Here is a 22,802-nt window from a genome sequence, read left to right as displayed (position 1 = left end):
ACATCAAATTCCATGATTATGAGAATCTGAATTAAATTCAGATTGACGAAACATCCACTTTTTCAGACAGCCCTACTTTTATAATTTCACGTTCTTCGGCTTAATCTAAAATCGGTTATCACCATCAAGTAAATCACCGAGACCGCCTAACACACTGCCTTCGCCTTTACGCTTTCCTCCTGCTTGAGGTGCAGTGGCCAAAACGCGACCAGCTAGTCGACTAAAAGGTAAAGACTGAATATAAACGGTTCCAGGGCCTCTCAATTTTGCAAAGAACAAGCCCTCGCCTCCAAAAATGGTGTTTTTAATACCTCCTACAAACTCAATATCATAATCGATGGTTTGATCGAAACCAATAATACAACCAGTATCAACACGTAAAGTTTCTCCTGCCTTAAGTTCTTTCATAGCCATAGTACCTCCAGCATGTACGAATGCCATACCATCGCCTTCTAATTTTTGCATGATAAAACCTTCGCCACCAAACAAGCCACGCCCTAAACGTTTGGAAAATTCAATACCAATACTCACGCCTTTGGCTGCACATAAAAAAGCATCTTTCTGACAAATAAATTTACCTCCGAAGCGGGTCAAATCAATAGGAATGATTTTGCCGGGATACGGTGACGCAAAAGAGACCTTACGCTTTCCGCTTAGGTTATTATAAAAGGCTGTCATAAATAAACTTTCGCCCGTAAGAATGCGCTTTCCTGCTCCTAAAATCTGTCCTAAAAACCCAGGATCCTTTTGTGAACCATCACCAAAAATGGTTTCCATTTGGATGCCCTCTTCCATCATCATAAAACTTCCGGCCTCGGCTACGACACCTTCTTGTGGATCTAATTCAATTTCTACGTATTGCATTTCTTCGCCGTAGATAATGTAATCAATTTCGTGTGCTGTCATTTTTTTCGATTTTTGTTGATAATAATATGTTGCTCCCTTTTTTATTTTGTTACAGTGATTTTATTTTTTTCACAGAAATACTCTACGTTTTTTCTTTGTGGTCCTTCGTGACTTCTTTGTGAAGCTCTGCGTAAATATTTCTATTTCTCAGAGTTTCGCTGAGCTAACACAGAGACACACAGAGCTTTTTCTTTGTAAACCTTAGCGTCTTCTCTGTGAGGCTAGGCGTAAATATCTCTTTTCACAGAGTTTCACTGAGATAACACAGAGATGCACTGAGTTCTTTTCTTTGTGAACCGTAGCGCCTTCTCTGTGAGGCTCGGCGTAAATATCTCTTTTCACAGAGTTTCGCTGAGATAACACAGAGATGCACTGAGTTCTTTTCTTTGTGAACCGTAGCGTCTTCTTTGTCAGGCTCGGCGTAAAGTTTTTTTCACAGAGTTTCGCTGAAATAACACAGAGATACACCGAGTTCTTCTTTGTGAACCTTAGCGTCTTCTCTGTGAAGCTCGGCGTAAATATCTCTTTTCACAGAGTTTCGCTGAGATAACACAGAGATACACAAAGCTTTTTCTTTGGAGCCTCTGGGCATTCTAGTAACAACAAAAAACTAAACCTTAAGCTTAACACTCCATTCAAAATGAAAGGTAGAAACCTCATCCCCTGCTTCATCAACTCCAACTGAAGTCATCGTTAAAGTTTCGCCAGCTCCGGTTGCGATCGCCTTTTCTAACAAGGCATCGACCAATTCTCCATCCTTACAGCTAAAGGTAATTTTCCCTCTAGCTTTTTTGGAGTAGCTTGCCCTATTGGCAGTCACCAACATAGACATTTTTTTGCCGGTTGACTGGATTTTCGTCATCATCAATGCGCCAGTTGTAAACTCGGCAGCCATGCCTTGAACAGCCCAAAACATGGACTTAAACGGATTTTGATTTATCCACCGGTGTTTCACAACAACCTCACACTTTTTATCATCTATAAACCGTGTTCTTACGCCGCACAAATAAGCCGCAGGCAGCTTAAACGCCATATAAGTATTTAATTTTGTAGGGGTTACATTCATACACATCATTTAAATTCACTCCCTAAGTTAAGCAATAAATTTGTTGTCACAATTGTTAATATTATGTTAAATTTAGGTACTATGCGTAACATAATACCTTTTTAAAGACATATATTTGCATAAGAAACTATTATACGTTTTTAAATTATGGAAGATAGACAACAAAAAAATATTGCCACATTTATTCATTTATCATCATTTACAAGATTTATTTTTCCTTTCGGAAATTTTATAGGGCCTTTAATATTATGGCTATCCAATAGAGATAAATCTGAATTTATCAACAAGAATGGTAAACAAATCATCAATTTCCAGATTAGCATTTTGCTTTATGCGATCATTATAGCTTGTATTGCTATTCCGTTTTTTCTGTTGTCCATTTTTGGCAATATAGCCTTCAGTAATTTTGAAGGTATTGAGCTCGATATCAATCAGCCTTCTGTCATCATATTCACAGCATTAGGCTTAGGTGTTATAGCGATCGTGGCTTTCGTATTGGAACTGGTGTTAATCATTATTGCAAGTCTTAAGGCTAGGGATGGCGAAATTTATAAATATCCTTTAACCATACAATTTTTAAAATAAACAGATCAAGACGGTTTCAGAAAACAAAAAAAAATCAATCAAAAAGCGAATTGTTTCATCACATAAAAGCTTTTAAAACGTACTGAATTTCATCACCTCAGCAACCAATTAAAAGCAAAAAATACAACACATGAAAATAGAAAACACAAAAGCCCAAATGCGCAAAGGCGTTTTAGAGTTTTGCATTCTATCGGTCTTAAAAGATGAAGATGCCTACGTGGCCGAAATTTTAAGCACTTTAAAAGATGCCAAACTTCTTGTGGTAGAAGGTACCATTTACCCTTTGCTTACCAGACTTAAAAACGCCGATCTTTTAAGTTACCGCTGGGAAGAGTCTACCTCTGGCCCACCTAGAAAATACTACGGTTTAACAGAAACAGGAAAACTGTTTTTAGAAGAACTTAGTAGTACTTGGAATGAACTTCAAAACGCAGTAAACATCGTAACAAGCCAAAAAAATAACAGCAATGAATAAAACAGTAAACATAAATTTAGGAGGTATATTTTTTCATATTGATGAAGACGCCTACTTAAAACTTCAAGGTTATTTGGAGTCTATAAAACGCTCGTTAGCAAACTCGCAAGGTAGCGATGAAATTATTGCCGACATTGAAGCACGAATTGCAGAACTTTTTAACGAACGCTTAAAAAACAACAAGCAAGTTATTAGGCTTAGAGAGGTGGATGAAATCATTTCAATCATGGGGCAACCAGAAGATTATGTGGTTGATGAAGAAATTTTTGAAGACGATCCGAGCACGAATCAAAACAAATCTACTCGCTCTAAAAAATTATTTAGAGATCCCGACAACTCCTATATCAGTGGGGTATCGTCTGGATTAGCGCATTACTTCGGTATTGATGCCATTTGGGTGAGATTGGCTTGGATTCTTTTAGTGTTTGGTGCAGGAACAGGCGTATTACTTTATATTTTACTGTGGATTTTAGTTCCTGAAGCTAAAACTACTGCCGAAAAAATCATGATGACCGGCGAGCCTGTTAACATTAGTAATATTGAAAAAAAAATAAAAGACGGCTTTGATAACGTCTCGCAAGTTGCCAAAAACGTATCGGATTCGGTATCGAAAGCAGCTAAAAATGTAGACCTGAAAAAAGGCACGAATTCTATTAAATCGACGTCAAAAACGTTTTTCGATAGCCTGGCCGATGCCGTTATGATCTTGCTTAAAATATTTGCTAAATTCATAGGTATTTTACTCATTATCATTGGAGCATCAACCTTAATCGCGCTTATTGTTGGTCTTTTCTCTATAGGTGTGGCCGATATAGTTCACATACCAGGTTTAGATAGCCTAGATTTAGTAAACGTGGGTAACACTCCTATCTGGTTGGTCTCACTTGCTATATTTTTTGCTGTAGGGATTCCGTTCTTTTTCTTGTTTTATTTAGGACTTAAAATTTTAATCAACAATTTAAAATCTATTGGAAACATTGCCAAATTCACCCTGTTAGGCCTATGGATTTTATCCATAATCACCTTGGTTATTTTTGGTATCCGACAAGCAAGCGAGCACGCGTTCGAAGAAAGTTATATTGAAAAAAACGAGCTCTTTATTAAAGCTAACGATACTTTAATGGTTAAAATGAGTCATAGCGATAAATTCAACTCTAGCTTTAGCCGAGATGATTTTAAACTAGCTCATGATGACAATGGCAATAAGATTATGTATTCATCTGATGTTCGTATTATGGTAAAATCCACTTCCGATACCTTAGCCTCACTTTCTATCATAAAAAGTGCCAATGGAAGAAACTATGAAACGGCTATAGCACGAGCAAAAAACATCAACTATCATTATGAAGTTAACAACAACAACTTGATGCTAGATGCTTTTTTAACTACCGATATCAAAAACAAGTACAACGATCAAGAAGTTGATATCATACTCTATCTACCAGAAAACACCGTGGTATATTTTAGTAGTAATACAGAAGACTTTATTCGTCATAACACCCATGAAGGTCATTTGATATCTGACAAGAACACCAATCATTTTATCCGCATTATGGATAATAACTCGAAGTGTTTAGACTGTCCTGATGAAGATTTTAATGTTGAGGTCGACACCCCAGAAGTAAAAATTGACAGCAATGGTATTAAAGTCGAATCGGAGGAAGTTAAAATAAATATTAGCAGTAAAGGCATCGAAATAAAATCTGATCAGTAACAATTCATCATTAAAAAACTACAATTCAAACACTTAATTTTCATCAACATATATATTCTAAGGATATTTATGACATCAAATTAAAAATCAAGCATTCATCATCATCAAAAAACGAACATTATGAGCACTTTAATCAAAATCATTGTAAGCACGGTATTAAGCTTCATGCTGCTTTCTTGTAATCTCGACATCAGTCCTGGAGAACGAGGTAATGGCCATGTAACCACCGAAACTCGCCCTTCTAACGCAGCGTTTTCAACCATAAAAGCAGCCGAGGGTTTGGATGTTTATTTAACCCAAAGTGACGAAGCAAGCATTACTGTAGAAACCGACGAGAACCTTCAGGAACTTATCTTAACCGAAATTAAGGATGGTGTTTTAAACATACACACCAAAAAAAATATTGGTAATTCGACTTCTAAAAAAGTAAGGGTTCATTTTAAAAACATATCTGAAATTATATCATCAAGCGGCAGTGATGTTTACAGCACCAATACCATAAGAGCTGAATCATTAAAGCTGAAATCTAGTAGTGGAAGTGATATGGAGCTTGAAGTGAATACCCAAGCTTTACATTGTAAATCGTCGAGCGGATCGGACCTGAAACTCTCTGGAAAAACCGTAAACCTATTGGCTGAAGCCTCAAGCGGAAGCGCTATAAAAGCAGCCGATCTATTTGCTGAAGCTGCGGAAGCTAAAGCCTCTAGCGGATCGGATATTACTGTAAACACTTCAAAATCTTTAATTGCTAAAGCCTCAAGTGGTGGAGATGTTAATTATTTTGGAAACCCTGAAAAAGTAGAAAAAAGCAATAATCCTTCTGGAAGCATTAAACAGAAGTAAAAAAATCATCAACTTGATCATGTACCTCATCGGTTAAAACATGTTCAGGTTGATGGTCTTAAACCTTATCCAAGCTTGGCTTGAAGTAGTTCCTCTAACACCGACTCGACACCTTCATTCGTATTACTTTTGGTCTCGAAACGCGCTATTTTCTTCACATCGGGATGTGCGTTGGCCATAGCATAGCTGAAATAACCTAGCCCTAACATTTGCAAATCATTGTTATAATCGCCAAAAACTAAGGTCTCATCTGAATTTACATTCAGTTTATTTTGAAGCATGGACAAAGCATAACCTTTATTGGACTCCTTATGAGAAATATCAAGCCAGTTTTTTCCTGAAATCGTAATCTGTAATTCGTGAGTCATATCTTTCATAACAGGAAGAATGCAGGTTTCAGAAGATTCAAAATGGTAAACCGCTATCTTGAGAAATTCATCATCAACCACTTTGGTGATATCATCCACCACCTCATAAGACTTATAGTATTCGCTGAATTTAGCTATAAATGCCTCATCCTTAGTTTCAATATAAGCCGCTTTTTTTCCGCATAAAACGATATAAGCCCCAGTAATTGTACGCAGTTTTTCAACACATTTTTGCACATCTTCCTTAGATAATTTCAGCAACACTTCAGCAACTTCTCCATGTTGCATAAACCCGCCATTTTCGGCAATAATGGAAATCTCATCCTTTATTTTGTCAAGTTTATGAAGAATGCTTTGGTACTGTCTACCACTAGCAGCCACAAAATGAACCTTATGTTTTTTTAAGGCTTCAAACTGACTAAAAAATCGCGCACTTACTTCGCCTTTAGAGTTAAGCAAAGTACCGTCCATATCTGAAACCACTAATTTTACCTTCGAAAAATCCATAACATCCTTTTTAAGACCAAAATACAATATTATTAAGAAGCTAAACAGCGATGCTTGTTTTTAAAATGTTAAACAAAAAAAAGGCAGATGAAAAATTCATCTGCCTTTAAATTTATTCTTAAGAAAAATTATTTCTTAATGATGCGCTTATTAACAGCACCTGATTTTCCTTCAAGTCTGAAAATATACATCCCTGAATTCAGGTTTGAAATATCAACAGATGGACTTTGAATCGCTTGATTTAAAACCACTTTCCCTGTTAAATCAAAAACAGTTAGTGTTTCGTAATTGCTTGCACCATTAATATTTACAGTGTTCGCAGCTGGGTTTGGCCAAAAGCTTGCAGCTTCAACTGAATCGTTTACATTAGCACTTTTAGAAGCACCAGATTTTGATGTTGCTGTACTAGAATATCCAAATACTCTAAGCTCCTCAATACTAATCCAATCTCCAGAATAATCATCGGCACCAGTTACCGTGATTCTAACATATCTAACATCAATTTCATTAAAAGAATCTGCTATTGGAGATGAATTTGAACCTCCAGTTGAGTTATTAGTTCTATCTACAACTTCAGTATAAGAACTTCCGTCTTCAGAAACTTCAATTGTATATTGGTAAGCACGGTCACCAAAACAGATAACTTCAGTACTATTAACGGTATACAAACCACCTAAATCGATCACTGTCCACTCAGGGTATGATTCTGCAGACCATCTTGAATCTTCATCACCATCAACTAAATTAGAAGCTGGATTATGAGATTGTTGGCTAGAAAAAGTCACCGATTTCCCTAAAGCCACATTAGTAGATTCTGGAGTTGGCTCACCTCCATTGTCATCGTCATCATCATCACCACCGTTATCGCTACCATCACCTGGGAAAACAGCTAATTCTAATAAACTTACCCAACTACCTGTGTAAGCATCAGCACCAGTAACCGTAATTTTTACGTATCTAGCATCAACACTATCAAAAGCATCTATAATTGGACTTGATGCTGTTCCTGGTGTTGAGTTATTTGTTCTGTCTACAACTTCGGTATAAGAACTTCCGTTTTCAGAAACTTCAATAGTATATTGGTAAGCACGATCGCTATAACATACTAACTCTGTACTTCCAATATTTTGAATGGCTCCTAAATCGATAGTAGCCGATTGTGGGAAACCTGAAACAGACCATCTTGTACCTGTATCACCATCAACAAGATTAGCTACCACATTAGATCCATCGGCAGATCCTGTTCCTGATACATATTTATTTAATGCTAAATTCGTATCGTCTGAAGGGTTTGATGCTTCTAATACAGTAACATTAGTTGAATCTGTATAATTTCCATCTGAAGTTGTTACAGTAATTGTTGCTGATCCTTCTGAATGTGCAGTCACTACACCTGTAGAACTTACTGAAGCTACGGCATTATTATTAGAGCTATAGCTCACACTTTTATTAGAGGCATCTGAAGGACTTACAGAAGCAGATAATTCTTGAGTTCCACCAATAGCTAAACTCACTGAACTAGGGTTTAAAGATACACCTGTAACATCGATAGGGTCGGTTGATCCACCACCATCACCGTGATCTACTAAGAAATCATATACTAATACTTCACCATAGTTGTCTGGATCGTCAGTATTATCACCCTCTCTTTCAGGGTTACTTTGCGTATAGTTACCTACTTTAAAGTACGTTTGATCGTAGTTTAAGTCCATTACATAGTCGTTACCATCGGCTCTTACTAAGTATGAAGAGGCATTTCCGCTGTTAAAAGCGTTTAATAAGTTACCATCTTCAGCATAATAACAATAGTGCTTACCATCTTCAACTAAAAAGATAACTTCATGAATATCACCTAAGTTATAATCTGTTTTAATGGTTACATCATCACGTAGTTTTCCTCCATTGAATGATAAAAATAAATGTGAATTTTCTAATCGCATTACCATAGAATCGTCGATACCATCGTCTTTATTTCCATGAATTTGCGTTGCTACTAAATGTGATTTAGTAATTGGTAAATGTGTGATGGCTTGTTTTACATATATCATGTGCGAACCTTCGGTGGTCCAATAGATATCTTTACTTCCATCAACTTCTCTTTCTCTAAGCTCTGAACGGATGTAACTTGAATTAGGCGTTGTACCGTTATCACTTCTTATTGGCGCTCTAAAAACGATAGCATCGCCAGAATTATTAACATAAAAGAATTCGTTTGATTCGCCACACAATTGTTTTTCTTCTACACCATCTGGATAAGTAATTTTCCATTGGTTACAATTACGCATGAGGTCTGAGGGAGTTTGTGCCGTTCCTATTTGAAAGGCCCCTAAAAATAGGGTTGCGCATACCGCCAGCTGGCTTATGCGACTTGATAATGTTAGATTCATTTTAATTTAGTTTAAGTTGTTTTAATAAAATGGGTTAATTGGTTAATCAAACTGGTTGTTCAAAGTGGTGAACCAATTTAATTAACCGCAATGTATAAGAAAGTACTCTAACTAACAACTGAAAACCAATAATTTAAACACAACACGTGTAATATTATCGATGAAATACATCTTTTTAAGGTTTTTTCCCACTAACTACTAACAAAATAACCCTTAAAATATTAACATATACATATTTTTTAAGGTAGTTTTTTAACAAATACTCATTTCAGCTTTCTGTTTTTAGTTCAAAAAAAAAGCAGATGACTAAAAATCATCTGCTTATGAAGGACGCAAAGTCAATTTTTAAAACCGGTTAATACATCCTTTTTTGTTTAATTTTTAATAATACGTTTATTAATAACTTTATCATTTCCAATAATTCTAAAAATATAAACGCCTGAGTTAAGGTTTGAAATATCTACTGAATCTCCAAGTAATGGTTGATTGATCACGACTTTACCCGTTTGATCGAATACCATTACCGATGACGCAGCATCTAGTCCACTAATATTTACCGTGTGACTTGCTGGGTTTGGCCAAAGTGTAACCGTTTGTAAACTGTCGTTTTCTAATTTAGAACTGCTTGATTTTGATGTCGCTGATGAATACCCAAATACTCTAAGCTCTTCTATACTTATCCAATCTCCAGAATAACTATTGGCACCTGAAACCGATATTCTCACATATCTCGCATCAATTTCGCTAAAATCATCTGAAATTGGAGCACCATTTGAACCACCTGTAGAATTATTAGAGCGATCGACAACTTCGGTAAAGTTATTACCATCTTCTGAAATCTCAATGGTATACTGATACGCACGATCGTTAAAACAAATAACCTCTGTGCTATGAATGGTGTAAAGTCCTCCTAAATCTATAACTGCCCATTCTGGATAGGTTTGAGCCGACCATCTAGAATCTTCATCACCATCAACAAGGTTAGAAGCTGGATTTGTCGATTGCTCGCTAGAATAAGTCACCGATTTTTCTAAAGCCACATTGCTAGAAGTTGGTGTAGGTCCAGACCCGCCACCTGTTAAGGTTAACTCATTAAAGTAAACAGTAGCCTCACCACTATCTTGTAAATAGACACCATTTTTCCAATAACTTGGGAATGACCAAAAAGATACATCCACATTTACTAATTCTGTACCATTAACCTCAACGATCATATCGCCAGAATCTATAGTAATATCACAATCAAAATAGCCGCTAGGTGTCGCTCCAAGATCGATATGAGTTGTGTTTACTCCTGCAGCATCAACTTTAACTGCTGCCCATAAATGGTCATCACTTTGGTAAACACGTAGCAAAGGTTTATTTGGTCCACTACCAACATTGGCATCATCGTGAATTTGCATGATGGTTAACTGCTCACAGGTTTGTTCTATAATATTTACATTGGCATGAAGCGTTTGAGAACTCCCATCGACATACCAGTTTTCTAGGAATCTTAATTCCGATCGTTGCGATGTGCCTCCTGAATCTCTAGTTTGATAAAACGCTAATTTATCGCCATCGGCAACATAAAATGTATTGGAAGCATAGCCTGCAATAATTTCGGCGTCTGTAGCCTCTGTACCACTTAACGGCGATTGTAATTTACACTGTGCTAAATAATCTTGAAACTTCGCTAAATCGTAAGGCACAGTACCGTTATTAGTACTCCCATTTACGGTTACCACCGTTGTATCGGTAAAATCACCATCATCTGTAGTTACTGTAATAGTAGCCGAACCTTCTGAAACTGCTGTAACTACACCATTAGCATTCACTGTAGCCACATTGGTATTGCTACTACTGTAACTTACATCTTTATTAGTCGCATCACTCGGACTAACACTTGCCGATAGTTGCTCGGTATCGCCTTCATCTAAAGTTACATTTGAAGGTGTTAATGACACTGAAGTCACCGCCACTGTTGTTGGCGCATCTTCGCCAGCAAACACACGTAGCTCTAATAAACTTACCCAACTTCCGGTATATGAATCTGCTCCTGTTACTGTAATTTTCACAAATCGGGCATCAATACTATCAAAAGTATCTGCAATCGGATTTGAAGTTGATCCTCCCGATGTGTTGTTACTTCTGTTTACCACTTCGGTGTAGCTCCCATTCTCGGTATTAGATACTGAAATAGTATATTGATAAGCTCTATCACTATAACACACCAATTCAGTACTTCCTAAAGTGTATACAGATCCTAAATCAATTGTTGCCGTTTGTGGAAAGCCGGAAACCGACCATCTTGTGCCTGTATCACCATCAACCAAATTGGATTCCACATGAGCCCCATCGGCTGTACCCGTACCTTGCACCGATTTATTTAAAGCCACATTATCACCTACCGAAGGTGTTGGCGCTTCTTCAACAGTCACATTTATAGTATCGGTATACCCGCCATCGTCGGTAGTTACGGTAATAGTAGCATTACCTTCAGCATGACCGGTAACAACACCATCTGAATTTACTGAAGCCACATTCGAACTACTCGTACTATAGCTCACGCTTTTATTCGATGCATCGGAAGGACTTACTGTAACAGATAAAGATTGAGATTCTCCAACAGACAGATTTAAATTGCTAGATGAAAAAGCCACAGAAGACACCTCGACATTTCCTGATGAAGCAGCTTCTTGTGTTACTTGAATCGTTTGGTTAGACACTCCAGAACCACTTACTGTAATAGTACCTGAGCGCTCTGAATCGGTTGTATTTTCTTGAACGGTAACACTAATAGTACCATTACCAGAATCAGAAGATGGCGATACTGTAATCCAAGATTGGTTATCGGTAACGGTCCAACTTACATTTGAAGATACGTTTACTGTTGCTGTGTCTCCTTCCGCAGGAAAATCATTCAAAGAAGCCACTGATAAATAATCACCCGAGCTTCCGTTACCTGTAGCATCCAAAAAGCTAGCACCTACAGAAACCCCAACCATACTATTAGTATGTGGTGAAAAAGTTGCAGAACCACTAGCACCACTCACCTCGTGAGCACCAGCATCCATATTAGAATTCGGTCTAGTACGTCCTTCAATATCGTTATTTACAGTAGAACTATAAGCATTACCGGCTGCATTTGCAGCTGGCCCCGAAGCACTAGGTTTAAAAATTTCACCACTAGCAGAAAAATTAGCGTTAGCTTCTGTAATTCCTGAGTTTGAAATACCGATGGTCGTCCCACCAAAAATATTGCCTTCATAAGTCATGCCTTGTCCAGTTCCAGAAATATCACCACTTACAATATTCGATTCTGTACTATAAACAACATTATAAGCTAAAACTCCCGTTGGATCGTAGCTGGAACGATCGTTATAAAAAATTGGCGACTCCACATTATATAAGGTATTAAAAGCAACCACGATACCATCTACTTTTTGATAGCCGTTAGTAGTTCCTCCAGAAGTGTCGGATCCTCCTACTAGCGTGATACCATTATTCCATTTATCGCCACTACTCACCACATCTTGAATGTAGTTGTTAGTAATAACATGGTAACTATCGGTGATTCTAATACCTCCTGTACCTTCAACATTTTCTCCTAGAAAATAATTTCCGTCTACTGTAGCACGCGCTCCATGTCGCATCACTAAAGAACCTCTACATCTTCTAAAAGTGTTGTTGCGGTATACGTTATCGGCACTTTTGTTGGTTATAATTTCGTTTTCACCATCAGCTTTGTAAAAATAATTACCTTCTACAGTTACGCTTGCACTTTTATCCTGAAATTCGCTTGTACCAACTCGAATTGTTTCACTGTCGCCAGAATGCGTTGTAGAGGGGTCACGCTTAATATAATTATAGAAATAATTGTTTCTAATGATATGCCCTACAGGATTATAATCATTATACTCTAGTTCCACCAATACTAGAGCTCCTGGGCTATTTTTGTTAAGAAAGGAGCAATTTTCAACCACGTTATTGGTACCATAAAGTACTATCCAGCGGTGTTTATCTGTACCACTAGGGGTTAGATTATTAAATCCGCAGTTTCTAATGGTTGAATGATTGGCATAAGCACTACTCTTCCTAAATTGAATATGATTATTACTGCCAGGCCCACCATTCCAGTAGAATCCATCGATAATAACATAGTCTCCAGAAATATCCATATTGGTTAAGCCTGTAAAGACTACGCCTCCAGGGGTTTCTGCTCTTAAGATAATCGGATTTGAAGCGGTTCCGTTTGCAGTGAAATTAATTCTTTGTTCATCACCATAGGTTCCGTTTGTCCAAGTAACCACATCTCCAGGAGATAGGCTTAATGCGTTAAACTCATCGGCTGAGCTAACGGTGTAATCGGCGCCATAAGACTGTAAAGCGCACAAGAGTGTCGTAACGAAAAGAGCCATGCGGCCAATTCGTTTAAATAAAAAATGTTTCATTTAAGTTTAGTTTAAGTTTTAATTAAAAAAATGGTTTAATTGGTAAATCAATCTGGTTATTCAAAGTGGTGAACCAGTTTAATTCTTACGCAATGTAAAAGAAAGAAGACAATTTAACAACTGAAAATCAACATTTTAGACAAACAACACATAAATTAACATTTGAAATGAATTCGATAAAAAGCATTTTTCATGGTTAAAATACACATCAAAACACTTGAAAACCGTTGCTATATCTATATTTAAAGCCTTTAAAAAATATCAAATCCACAAAAAATAAGACATAAAATTACATTTATGAATACTAGATGAAAAGTGTTTTTTGAAGCAAGAAAATTCAAGTTTTGGTTTTGAGATTCTAGAAATACCTTTAAAAAAAAACAAAGCTGTATTAAAAAATTCAAACCTTCGTCATTCTGTGCTCGACACAGCATATCATCAAACTAAAATTCAATGATTTTGAGTATCTGAAATAAATTCAGATTAACGCAAGATTCAATTTTTAAAACAGCCTCGTAAAACTTATCTCAAAAATAATATTTATGAAAAAGTGGTGGTATGCCCCACATTAGCTGAGTAAGACTCTGAGAGAATCGTATCAACAAAAATCCATTCTGAGGTTACTTGTGTTGTGGTGAAAGTAGCCATCATATATCCACGACGCGAAGCATCGAAATACTGTAATCCATCAACTAGCGTGGTCATGGCTTGCTCAAAACCTGCAATCATTTCAGGGCTTGTCGCCCCCAAATAGGTTTCAAATCCTGGGGAACTAACGCCCGAAGTTGCTAATTCTACGCCTACCTCGGTTCCGTTTTGAGATCTTAACACATTATGCCAAGCGTTATGTGTATCGCCAGCTAAAGTCACTAGTTTTTTTCCGTTTAAGGCATTATAAATCACCTCGCGATCTACAGGATAACCGTCCCATGCATCTAGATTATATGGAATAGCTGTTAATACCCTAGCTTTTTCTTCGTAGGTTAAAGTAGGGTCTTGCTGTAACATTCTTGCTTTAATGGTTGTGAGTTCTGTAAGGGTTTGAGCAAAGGCCGCACTCCCAAAAGCCAATAATAATTCCGCAGGAATATACATGTTGCCCATAAGTACTTGCTGTCCTAAAACTTGCCATTTTGCGTTATTGCTTTGAATTTCATTCACCACCCAATTAAGCTGTTCTGCTCCCAGTAATGAACGCGACGTATCGCTTAATGCGGCTTGAAAGGCCAGAGCATCAAATCCTGTTGCTGTAAAATAATCGGTGATATTCAACTGCTTATCACGACCAATAACTCGGGTATCTAACATCACTAAATTAACCAAGTTTCCAATATTTATATTTCTATAAATAATATCCTTTTGGTCTTTGAATCGCTGAGTAAAGGGTAAAAATTCGCTATAAGCCTGAAGCGCATATTGTTTACGGGTTTCGAATGGGCCTTCGGTTGCTTCATCGTGGTTCTCGGCACCATCGATATAAGTATCATTAGCGATTTCATGGTCATCCCAGACGCAAATAAAAGGTTTCTTTTGATGTGCTAATTGTAAGGAAACATCAGAACGATACTGCTTATAACGGGTTCTATAATCTTCTAATGAAAGGATTTCGTGGGCCGGCTCATGAAATCTGTTTAAAAAGGCATTTTCAGCTGAAGCCCCGTAACCCCCCGCTTCGTATTCATAAAAATAATCCCCTAAATGCACGATAATATCAGCTTCAGAATTGGCCATAGCATCGTAAGCATTAAACAAGCCTGCTTGGTAGTTAGAACATGAGCAAACCGCTAATTTTATTTGTGAAGCCTCGGTTGGTAACGTTATCGTTTCACCTGTTACCGAAACGGCATTATCATCACTACTAATAAAACGGTAATACAATTTTAAATCGGCTTCCAATTCTGTTAATTCTACAGCAATGGTTAAATCTCTAGACGCTTCTGTGGTGATTTTCCCGGATCTCAAAATACTAGAAAAGCTAGAATCTGTAGAAACTTCCCAAATGATGTCTTTGTTTGCGGTAGCATAGCGCGTCCATATAATTACGCTAGAACTTGAAGGGTCGAAACTAGCAACGCCCTGATTGAAGTTTTTATGGGTTAACTGAGTAGAGTCGTAATCTTCTTGAAAATTATCGTCATCACTACTACAACTCATAAAATTAGGAGCTAATATAACACCTCCCGTTGCTATTAAAGCTTGCTTAATAAAGCCTCTTCTTCCTGTATTTTTAATTGCCATTTTTCTTTTTGTTCAAAAATGGCTTATTTAAAAACTTCAGAAGTTAGCAAATCTTTAAGGGTGTGTAAAATAATATTTCTTTTCTTCTATTATATGCCCTAAAAGTGCAATACTTAAAAAGAAATCATATAAGATTTTTAAACCCCTCATACATGCGCATGTTTTTTTTTACAAACTTACACTAGAATAAACCATTCACATAAAGGCTTTTAAGAAATAGTTAGAAAGAATCGCATTACGTGATTTGATTTATTTTCTAGAGTTCATTAAAATTAGTAATGCTTTTCTTTCTAAATTCAATTTTTACTAAAAACACATACTGAATATTCCATAATATTCACACCTTATTCATGTTATTTTTTATATTATTGTTTAAAATTTAAACAAATCGTAATATTAAATTCAAGAGTTATTAAGAATTAACTAAAATCCCCATGAATGACATAGATGCTGTAAAAGCGCTTAAAGAAGGAGATGAGAGCGCATTTAGATATCTATTTTATCAGTACTACGATAGGCTAGTTGCATATATTGTTACATATACTCATGATAAAATGAGTGCAGAAGACATTGTACAACAAGCCTTTATTGATTTTTGGAATAATAAGTCTAAGTTAGATACTATTAGATCTCCAAAAAACTATTTATACAGCATAGCCTACAATCGATTTATTGATACTATACATACAGAAAAGCGTCAAAGTAATTTGTTAGATCAAATATACGAAAGAGCCTTAAGAGATAAAATAGAAGAAGACACCGAGCAGTTAGATGAACGCGTTAAACGCATGAAAGCTATCATAGAATCTTTACCACCAAAGTGTAAAACGATTCTTGAAATGAATAAGGTTAAAGGTATTAAGTATCGTGAAATTGCTGAAATTATGGATATTTCTATAAAAACAGTAGAAGCACAAATGAGTATTGCTTTTAAAAAAATACGTAAAGGTTTTGAAAAAGATAATCTCTATTTATTTATTATGAGCATTACAAAAAAAAATTAGCATCCCTAATTACGAATTTAACTACATACTAAACTCTTTTTACTACAAAAGCAAAATAATAAGGCTGCCTTTTCAGACAGCCTTTTTTTATCTTTTACACTTTTATAGACTAACTCAAAATAATTCATAAAAACGAAGTGTTAAAGATAATTTGAAATATTATTATGTTCCCTTATTGTTTTCGAAACAAATTTTAATGGATCTAAATAAAGTAACCTAGTAGCAGTCTAAAACATTATCATCAATTGTATAACTAGACATTTACTAATCTCTATTTGTTTATTAAACTATTTTATATTTTTTATTGTTTGTAAAACAACATTTAACGGAATTACAAAAGAACTTGTTCTATTTTCTTTTGCGATATTTATTCCTATAACATCTCCATTAATATCTACTACTGGAGTTCCTGTTTCATTAACCTCTATAGGCATATCGTGCGTAAATGCTCGAGTAAAATCATACTTTCGTTCGCTAATATCAAGATCATAACCAATATGTCTATTTCGTATTCTTTTTTCGTTCTCTTTTAATAAGGTAGCTTCTACTTCCTTTTCCTCTCCATCCCTTAAAACAGTTACCTTTATTTTTTGATTTACTTGAGTTGTTTTTAAAAATGAAATACGGTCTTCACTACTTTCTATCTTTGTATCATCAAATTTAATAATGATGTCACCTCTGTTTAGCCCTGCTAACTTTGCAGCTCCATTATCATAAAGCACAAAAATTTTATTTGAAAATGTTACTGATGCACCTAAAAACCCTTGAGAAGGTGGTTCTGGTAAAACCTTTCTAACAGGTGCACTAATAATTCCTGAGTATTTTATATCTACATTAAAGCTAGCTGCTCCAATTATTTTTCCAACGCTTATATCTATATTTTTAGGAATATTAATAGCTACTACATTTTTTGAAGAGATTTGCAGAACAGCTAAATCATTAGATTCATCAATTCTAATTATAGTTGCTGGACTAATTACTCCATTATACTGCTCGCAGCTTAGTCCTGCTTTACTTAACTCTGAAGCTTTGGCTACTACATAGCCCTTAGAATTTATAATGGTGCCGTAAGTGGTGACCTCCGTATTATCACCCTTAAGGCTTTTTATTTTCACTACAGATTTATGGAGATCTTTTGCTGAATTTGCTATATCTTTAATTACGGTGGCTTTACCCCCTTCTAATGAAAAGGCTGCCATTGTCTTTGAGGGAGAAATCGTTTCATTATCTTTAGGAAATTGAGGTTCTTTTGGGCCTCTTTTATTAAACCTTTCTCCGTTAATTAACTTTGTCCAATTTGCTTTTACGGGGTCTATTGGCGCGTAAAAATTGTCTTCCATTGAACGGTCTATATGACTACAAACGCCTATTACTTTTCCATTTAAATCTACCAAAGGTCCTCCTGAATCGCCTGGCATCATAATACAACTTGTTTTTAAATATCCTAATGCTTTAGTTCCTTTATAAAATCCTATGCGCATTAAAGCTGGTCGATCTACCTGATATCCTGTAGAATGCCCAAACATTAAGCATGTTTCATCTTGCCCCAAATCTGAAGAAGACCCTAACTCTAGATACTGCCAAGTCCCTTTATCTACTATTTTCATAAGTGCATAATCCCCTTTCTCATCTAAACCTAAATGAATAGCCTTATATGTAGTGCCATCACTCAGTGTTATACTACTCTGTTCTTCTCTAATACCTAAAACAACATGAGCCGCTGTTAAAATATATCCATCAGAAGAGACCAACACTCCTGTTGCATTTTTGTTTATTGTAACTGTACTCGCTAAAACTTTTTTATATGTTTTTTGAATTTGACTCTCTAAATCTTCAAGTGTTAAATCTGAACCTTCTGAAGTTAATACTTTAGAGTATTTTTCATTCACTTGTTGTGCACTAAGATGTAGCTGACTAAAAAATAGAAATAAGTAAAGAATCCCTGTATGTACGGTGATTACTATATTTGTTTTATGTTTCATTTTATGGATTATCCTAAATTGATTATGGTATTTTTTGCTAAGTAATAAACACTATTTCTTAAAAGAAAAACTTATATAGTGTCCTAATATATATTAAAGTGCTAACTCATTAAATAAGGTTAATAACTCAGGATCTGATGGGCGTGGGGCTTTATTATTCACTATTTTCCCTGATGGATCTATTAATATAAAACGTGGTATAGAAGAAATAAAGTAGTCATCCAGAAATTTAGACTTCCCGCCCTTATCTGCAATAACTTGAATTCCTCCTAGATCTTTTGCTTTAACCAAGTTTTTCCACTTATCATGATCTTTAGCTTCATCTATGGATATACTTAAAAAAACGATATTTTTTCCATGGTACGCTTTTTCAATACGCTTTAAATCTGGAATTTCTTTAATACAAGGTACACACCAAGTAGCCCAAACATCTATATAAACATATTGTCCTTTTAGATCGTCTAATGACAAAGTTCCTCCTGAATACTTTTCATAATTTATAAATTTTGGTGAGAGCTGACCTGGACTTACTTTATTTAATTTGTTGTAAACTTTAGTAATCTTAGCATTGTTTTCTGAATCTGTTGATGCATTTATGAATATCTGGTAATATTCTTCAAAATTTTCAGATTTTAATAATCCATATTCTGCTCCGGTAAACATCAATTCATTCTTAATAGTTTCATTCGGAATGGTGGCATGTATTTTTAACTTTGCTAACATAAAGGGAATAGAACTCTTTTTGGATAGCGCTTTAATTTTATCATTATAATGCGCAATTACTAATTGTTTATAGGTATTAATTGCTACAAAATCAGTTTCATTAGTTACATCTAAAGCATCAAGTTCTGCTAAAAATTCTGCTGATGGCTTATAGTATGATTGTTTTGACCAATAAATATGTTTACCTGTAGCATACTTTGATAACGCTAATAAATAATTATAATTAAGCTTACGTTTTTCTAACGCTTTAAAGTCTTGATCGACCTCTTTTATTGTATCTAAGGCTTTGTTAAGTAGTAATTTTCTGTTTTTAACGTTATTTTTAAACGCTGCCTCATTTAATACATAAAGTGATGATTCCGCTAATTCGTTTGCTTCTGTTTTCCTTTTTAATAATAGATAATTTGTGGTTCCCGAACCTTTTCCTGTAACATTAAGAGAACTTTTAAAATCGTTAGAATTAGCTACCAAATTAATAGCACATCCTTTATTTAAATAGATACTAACACTACTTTTTCCTGCAGTTAACAAATAGAGTCCTTCACTTGCTTTTATCGTATCAGAAAAAACACCATTAGCAGCTAGCAAAATTTTCTTTTTAAAGGATTGATCTAACTTAATTAAGGTGAGTTCATTTACTTCTAAATTTTCAATCTTTCCCGAAAGTATCGCATAGTCTTTTGGAGTTTCTTTACTGAAAGCCATTAGACTTAAAATCAATCCGAAACTTAATATTATTGTTTTCATTTAATAAAATAGTGTAAAATAGAGGATAGAGGTAATTACCAATAGATCTATTGAGATTTTAAGTGCTTCTTGAATCATAGAACAGGACCTCTAATACAATCCTCTTTTTATTTCAAATTTATTTGAAGCTAATTTTTGATAATAGCACTTTATAATGAGAAAAATTTCTTCTTATTTTTTAAACCTCATTATTTAAATAATGAGGTTTTGAGTATATAAAACCCTGAAATTATTATCCCTTTGCTAGTAATTCTTTAATTTTAGACTCAAGTTCATCTCCTTGAAGTCCTCTCGCTACAATCACACCTTTTTTATCAATTAAAATGGTTTCTGGTATCGTTGTGATTGCAAATGTTTTTGCTGATGGACATTTCCATTCTTTTAAAGATGAAGCTTGATCCCAAACAACGTAATCATTTTTCTTCAAGAAATTACGCCATTTTGTATCATCTCTATCGTAAGATATTCCTAACACTTCTAGGCCTTGGGGATGAAATTCGTCGTAAATCTCTCCTATATGTGGCATAGCCTTTATACATGGCCCGCACCACGTCGCCCAAAAATCTATAAGTAAGACTTTGCCTCTATATTGATACAAACTCGTTTCTCCGCCATCTAATGATGGAATTGTAAAATCTTCAGGGATTCCTCCAACAAATGATCTTTTTAATTCCTCTACCTCATCCTTGAAAACTGTAGCCTCTTTTGAGTTCTTTATTTTATCCGACAAGTTATTAAAGGCTTCCTCTACTACTGGTAAAGGATCAAATCTTAGCATATAATTTTTTATATAAAAATAAGTCCCATAACTATCTGGATAATTACTTAAAATTTTAAGTGTTTCTGCAATAAAATCGGAATCTAATTTTGCTCGCTTTTTTACTAAGTCTTCATCACTAAGCTCACCTGCTTCATTTGCTACAACAACTCTATTACTTTTGCCTCCCCAAACGGTTCGTCTATCCTTATAATTTGATTTTAGCATAGCATATACCGCATCTTCTTTTCCGCGTTCTAAATCAAAAAGATATTTTGTGTATTTCTCTGTAACTACTTTTTGTCTAATATTTACTTTAATAACAGTATCTTCAATAATAAAGTCTTCTTTAAATCGAGTACCTGGAATTGACAGCCTAGCTTCTTTAATTTCTCCAAAAGCGTCGCCCGTAAAAGTAAATTTACCATTGGCATCTACACGGGTGGAACCTAAGCGTTTTACAACCCTTAGATTTGAAAGTTCTTCTAATACTATTTCTTTTCCTTCACCGCCTTTAAAAACACCATTAATGACATATTGAGGCTTTTGAAATGATGAAAATAATAATGTGGCAAATAAAACTATAAATAAATTTTTCATAAGTTGTTTTTCTATTGGTTACCTATCGTATTGAGGTAAATCTGGGTTAAATTGTATGACATCGTTAGAAAGTGGTAAAATATACCTTGGGTCGTTTGGAGGCAAGGTATAATCTATACCTAACACTGTATGAGTTACTGTTTTATCAAAAGTAGGCTCTTTATTAAGCCTTTTTAGATCTTGAAACCTAAAATCGGAACGAAAACAAAACTCTCTTCTTCTTTCTTCAAAAACCATTAATAAAGCTTCTTCATTTGTTGCAGCTGTTAATGGCATATTGTTGGTAATTCTATAATCTCTAAGGAAGTTTATATACTCCATTGCTTTATCTTTACTACCTACCCTAGCTTCTGTTTCTGCCAAAATAAGATATAAATCTGACAGCAAAATCCCTGCATTTCTAATGGCAAAACCTCCAAAAATTGTTTTACCTGGAAAAGCTATTGGATTACCAAAATTTGCTCTATCAGTTTCAAAAAACAACACCTTACGCATATCTTGTGAACTGCTTGGTAAATCTTTTTCAAATATTTCTAATAGTTCTTCTGTGGCAAAAGCCTTGCCATCATGATTATCTTGCACATTTTTAAGATACATGTTTTCTGATATGTCTACTATATCCTCCATTGGAAGCCGCGTTTCAATATTCCAAATCCTTCTGAACCAACCTCCAGGAATAGCTACATATTTTTTTAAATCTTGTAATTCGTAAGGATCGCTATTTTCTATGGATAAATTTGCATTTGTAAGTGCATTTTCAAATTGCCCCATGAATAAATATACTTTAGCTAATAGAAAATAACCACAAGCTTTTGTGGGATGGTAATTACTTGAAGCAGTTACAGGAAGAGCAGGAATAGCCTCCAACAAATCATTAATTATCTGATTATAAACTTCCTGCACTGAATTCCTGCCATATTCTGCATAAATATTATCTTCCAAAATTAGAGGCACACCATAATCTGTACTAGCTGTATCTGGATTGTAGGTTTTTGCATAAAGATTTATTAATTTGAAATAATTGTATGCTCTACCAAATAAAGCCTCGGCCTTAACAGCCAATTTTTGTTCTTCAGCTGCATCTGTAACTTCCATTACATTATTTGCCACAAAATCAAACGTATAAATTTGTGAATAACTTGATGTAAAAAAAAGATCGTTTTCTTCTTGGGGATACGTTGGCCCAGGATTAAAATAATAATAGTTCACAGCGAACTCTGGGGTATCAATAAAACCAACAGTACTTGGCATACCTGGGTCTAAAGATTTTTCCAAATCATCAGTGAAATAACCAACATAACCTATACCAACCTGGTTTATAAGAGTTTCACTATTTAACAAATATGCAAAATGTTCATATTTTGTAGGTATAACTTGTCCTTTTGGTAAAACCTCCAAAAAGTCATCACAAGCGAAATTTAAGATGATTAGAAATGCTATTAATGTTTTATATATATGTTTCATCAT

The 22,802-nt window shown here is 35.1% G+C and carries 15 protein-coding genes; 5 read left to right on the top strand and 10 right to left on the bottom strand.

The annotated features are described in order from the left end of the window. Positions 1 to 105: 105 nt before the first annotated feature. The gene (locus A6I66_RS11755) at positions 106 to 906 is read right to left on the bottom strand and encodes a TIGR00266 family protein (RefSeq protein ID WP_067149524.1); all 801 of its coding nucleotides are present in this window, start codon (positions 904 to 906) and stop codon (positions 106 to 108) included. Positions 907 to 1,516: 610 nt separating this feature from the next. Further along, the gene (locus A6I66_RS11750) at positions 1,517 to 1,972 is read right to left on the bottom strand and encodes a DUF4442 domain-containing protein (protein ID WP_067149605.1); all 456 of its coding nucleotides are present in this window, start codon (positions 1,970 to 1,972) and stop codon (positions 1,517 to 1,519) included. A 147-nt stretch (positions 1,973 to 2,119) separates the two neighbouring features. Here A6I66_RS11750 and A6I66_RS11745 point away from each other — a divergent pair, with 147 nt between their 5' ends. The 4 genes from A6I66_RS11745 (at position 2,120) to A6I66_RS11730 (ending at position 5,589) form a co-directional block, all read left to right on the top strand. Beyond that, positions 2,120 to 2,557 carry a DUF4870 domain-containing protein gene (locus tag A6I66_RS11745; RefSeq protein ID WP_067149522.1) on the top strand — a complete coding sequence of 146 codons (438 nt, stop codon included), beginning with the start codon at positions 2,120 to 2,122 and terminating at the stop codon, positions 2,555 to 2,557. Between the two features lie 130 nt (positions 2,558 to 2,687). Then, complete coding sequence (locus tag A6I66_RS11740) at positions 2,688 to 3,032, top strand: PadR family transcriptional regulator (protein ID WP_067149520.1); 345 nt, start codon at positions 2,688 to 2,690, stop codon at positions 3,030 to 3,032. Continuing rightward, positions 3,025 to 4,746, top strand: a complete 1,722-nt coding sequence (locus A6I66_RS11735; protein ID WP_067149518.1) for a PspC domain-containing protein — start codon at positions 3,025 to 3,027, stop codon at positions 4,744 to 4,746. The genes A6I66_RS11740 and A6I66_RS11735 overlap by 8 nt, the downstream gene beginning before the upstream one ends. A gap of 120 nt (positions 4,747 to 4,866) precedes the next feature. Beyond that, positions 4,867 to 5,589 carry a head GIN domain-containing protein gene (locus tag A6I66_RS11730; RefSeq protein ID WP_067149516.1) on the top strand — a complete coding sequence of 241 codons (723 nt, stop codon included), beginning with the start codon at positions 4,867 to 4,869 and terminating at the stop codon, positions 5,587 to 5,589. 65 nt (positions 5,590 to 5,654) lie between these two features. Here the strand turns inward: A6I66_RS11730 and A6I66_RS11725 are convergent, their stop codons facing one another. The 4 genes from A6I66_RS11725 to A6I66_RS11710 all read right to left on the bottom strand — a co-directional run bounded on the left by A6I66_RS11725 (position 5,655) and on the right by A6I66_RS11710 (position 15,522). Further along, positions 5,655 to 6,464, bottom strand: coding sequence for a Cof-type HAD-IIB family hydrolase (locus tag A6I66_RS11725; RefSeq protein WP_067149604.1), 810 nt, complete (start codon positions 6,462 to 6,464; stop codon positions 5,655 to 5,657). 128 nt (positions 6,465 to 6,592) lie between these two features. Beyond that, positions 6,593 to 8,851, bottom strand: coding sequence for a discoidin domain-containing protein (locus A6I66_RS17065; RefSeq protein WP_067149514.1), 2,259 nt, complete (start codon positions 8,849 to 8,851; stop codon positions 6,593 to 6,595). A gap of 374 nt (positions 8,852 to 9,225) precedes the next feature. Then, complete coding sequence (locus A6I66_RS11715; protein ID WP_067149512.1) at positions 9,226 to 13,284, bottom strand: chondroitinase-B domain-containing protein; 4,059 nt, start codon at positions 13,282 to 13,284, stop codon at positions 9,226 to 9,228. A 540-nt stretch (positions 13,285 to 13,824) separates the two neighbouring features. Next, on the bottom strand, positions 13,825 to 15,522 hold the full coding sequence (locus A6I66_RS11710; protein ID WP_067149510.1) for an alkaline phosphatase D family protein: 1,698 nt from the start codon (positions 15,520 to 15,522) through the stop codon (positions 13,825 to 13,827). A 434-nt stretch (positions 15,523 to 15,956) separates the two neighbouring features. Between A6I66_RS11710 and A6I66_RS11705 the strand changes: the two genes are divergently transcribed. Further along, positions 15,957 to 16,526: an RNA polymerase sigma factor gene (locus A6I66_RS11705; RefSeq protein ID WP_067149509.1), complete on the top strand. Its 570-nt coding sequence runs from the start codon at positions 15,957 to 15,959 to the stop codon at positions 16,524 to 16,526. A gap of 287 nt (positions 16,527 to 16,813) precedes the next feature. Here the strand turns inward: A6I66_RS11705 and A6I66_RS11700 are convergent, their stop codons facing one another. The 4 genes from A6I66_RS11700 to A6I66_RS11685 all read right to left on the bottom strand — a co-directional run bounded on the left by A6I66_RS11700 (position 16,814) and on the right by A6I66_RS11685 (position 22,802). Then, entirely contained in the window at positions 16,814 to 18,508 is a 1,695-nt protein-coding gene (locus A6I66_RS11700) for a S1C family serine protease (protein WP_067149507.1), read from the bottom strand. Between the two features lie 93 nt (positions 18,509 to 18,601). After that, a complete protein-coding gene (locus A6I66_RS11695) occupies positions 18,602 to 19,978 on the bottom strand; it encodes a TlpA family protein disulfide reductase (RefSeq protein ID WP_067149505.1) in 1,377 nt (458 codons plus the stop codon). Positions 19,979 to 20,210: 232 nt separating this feature from the next. After that, positions 20,211 to 21,335 carry a TlpA disulfide reductase family protein gene (locus A6I66_RS11690; protein ID WP_067149503.1) on the bottom strand — a complete coding sequence of 375 codons (1,125 nt, stop codon included), beginning with the start codon at positions 21,333 to 21,335 and terminating at the stop codon, positions 20,211 to 20,213. Between the two features lie 18 nt (positions 21,336 to 21,353). Next, a complete protein-coding gene (locus A6I66_RS11685; protein WP_067149501.1) occupies positions 21,354 to 22,802 on the bottom strand; it encodes a RagB/SusD family nutrient uptake outer membrane protein in 1,449 nt (482 codons plus the stop codon).

It is taken from the genome of Pseudotamlana agarivorans, assembly GCF_001642835.1.
GTDB lineage: Bacteria > Bacteroidota > Bacteroidia > Flavobacteriales > Flavobacteriaceae > Pseudotamlana > Pseudotamlana agarivorans.
The sequence above is the reverse complement of the archived record's forward strand: the minus strand, read 5'-3'. Positions and strand labels throughout refer to the sequence as shown.

What these genes read in the sequence shown, in the direction of transcription:
- A6I66_RS11750 (WP_067149605.1), bottom strand. Translation starts at nt 1,972, where the DNA reads ATGAATGTAACCCCTACAAAATTAAATACTTATATGGCGTTTAAGCTG.
- A6I66_RS11755 (WP_067149524.1), bottom strand. Translation starts at nt 906, where the DNA reads ATGACAGCACACGAAATTGATTACATTATCTACGGCGAAGAAATGCAA.
- A6I66_RS11700 (WP_067149507.1), bottom strand. Translation starts at nt 18,508, where the DNA reads ATGAAACATAAAACAAATATAGTAATCACCGTACATACAGGGATTCTT.
- A6I66_RS11705 (WP_067149509.1), top strand. Translation starts at nt 15,957, where the DNA reads ATGAATGACATAGATGCTGTAAAAGCGCTTAAAGAAGGAGATGAGAGC.
- A6I66_RS11730 (WP_067149516.1), top strand. Translation starts at nt 4,867, where the DNA reads ATGAGCACTTTAATCAAAATCATTGTAAGCACGGTATTAAGCTTCATG.
- A6I66_RS11710 (WP_067149510.1), bottom strand. Translation starts at nt 15,522, where the DNA reads ATGGCAATTAAAAATACAGGAAGAAGAGGCTTTATTAAGCAAGCTTTA.
- A6I66_RS11740 (WP_067149520.1), top strand. Translation starts at nt 2,688, where the DNA reads ATGAAAATAGAAAACACAAAAGCCCAAATGCGCAAAGGCGTTTTAGAG.
- A6I66_RS11735 (WP_067149518.1), top strand. Translation starts at nt 3,025, where the DNA reads ATGAATAAAACAGTAAACATAAATTTAGGAGGTATATTTTTTCATATT.
- A6I66_RS11745 (WP_067149522.1), top strand. Translation starts at nt 2,120, where the DNA reads ATGGAAGATAGACAACAAAAAAATATTGCCACATTTATTCATTTATCA.
- A6I66_RS11695 (WP_067149505.1), bottom strand. Translation starts at nt 19,978, where the DNA reads ATGAAAACAATAATATTAAGTTTCGGATTGATTTTAAGTCTAATGGCT.
- A6I66_RS11725 (WP_067149604.1), bottom strand. Translation starts at nt 6,464, where the DNA reads ATGGATTTTTCGAAGGTAAAATTAGTGGTTTCAGATATGGACGGTACT.
- A6I66_RS11690 (WP_067149503.1), bottom strand. Translation starts at nt 21,335, where the DNA reads ATGAAAAATTTATTTATAGTTTTATTTGCCACATTATTATTTTCATCA.
- A6I66_RS11715 (WP_067149512.1), bottom strand. Translation starts at nt 13,284, where the DNA reads ATGAAACATTTTTTATTTAAACGAATTGGCCGCATGGCTCTTTTCGTT.
- A6I66_RS17065 (WP_067149514.1), bottom strand. Translation starts at nt 8,851, where the DNA reads ATGAATCTAACATTATCAAGTCGCATAAGCCAGCTGGCGGTATGCGCA.
- A6I66_RS11685 (WP_067149501.1), bottom strand. Translation starts at nt 22,802, where the DNA reads ATGATGAAACATATATATAAAACATTAATAGCATTTCTAATCATCTTA.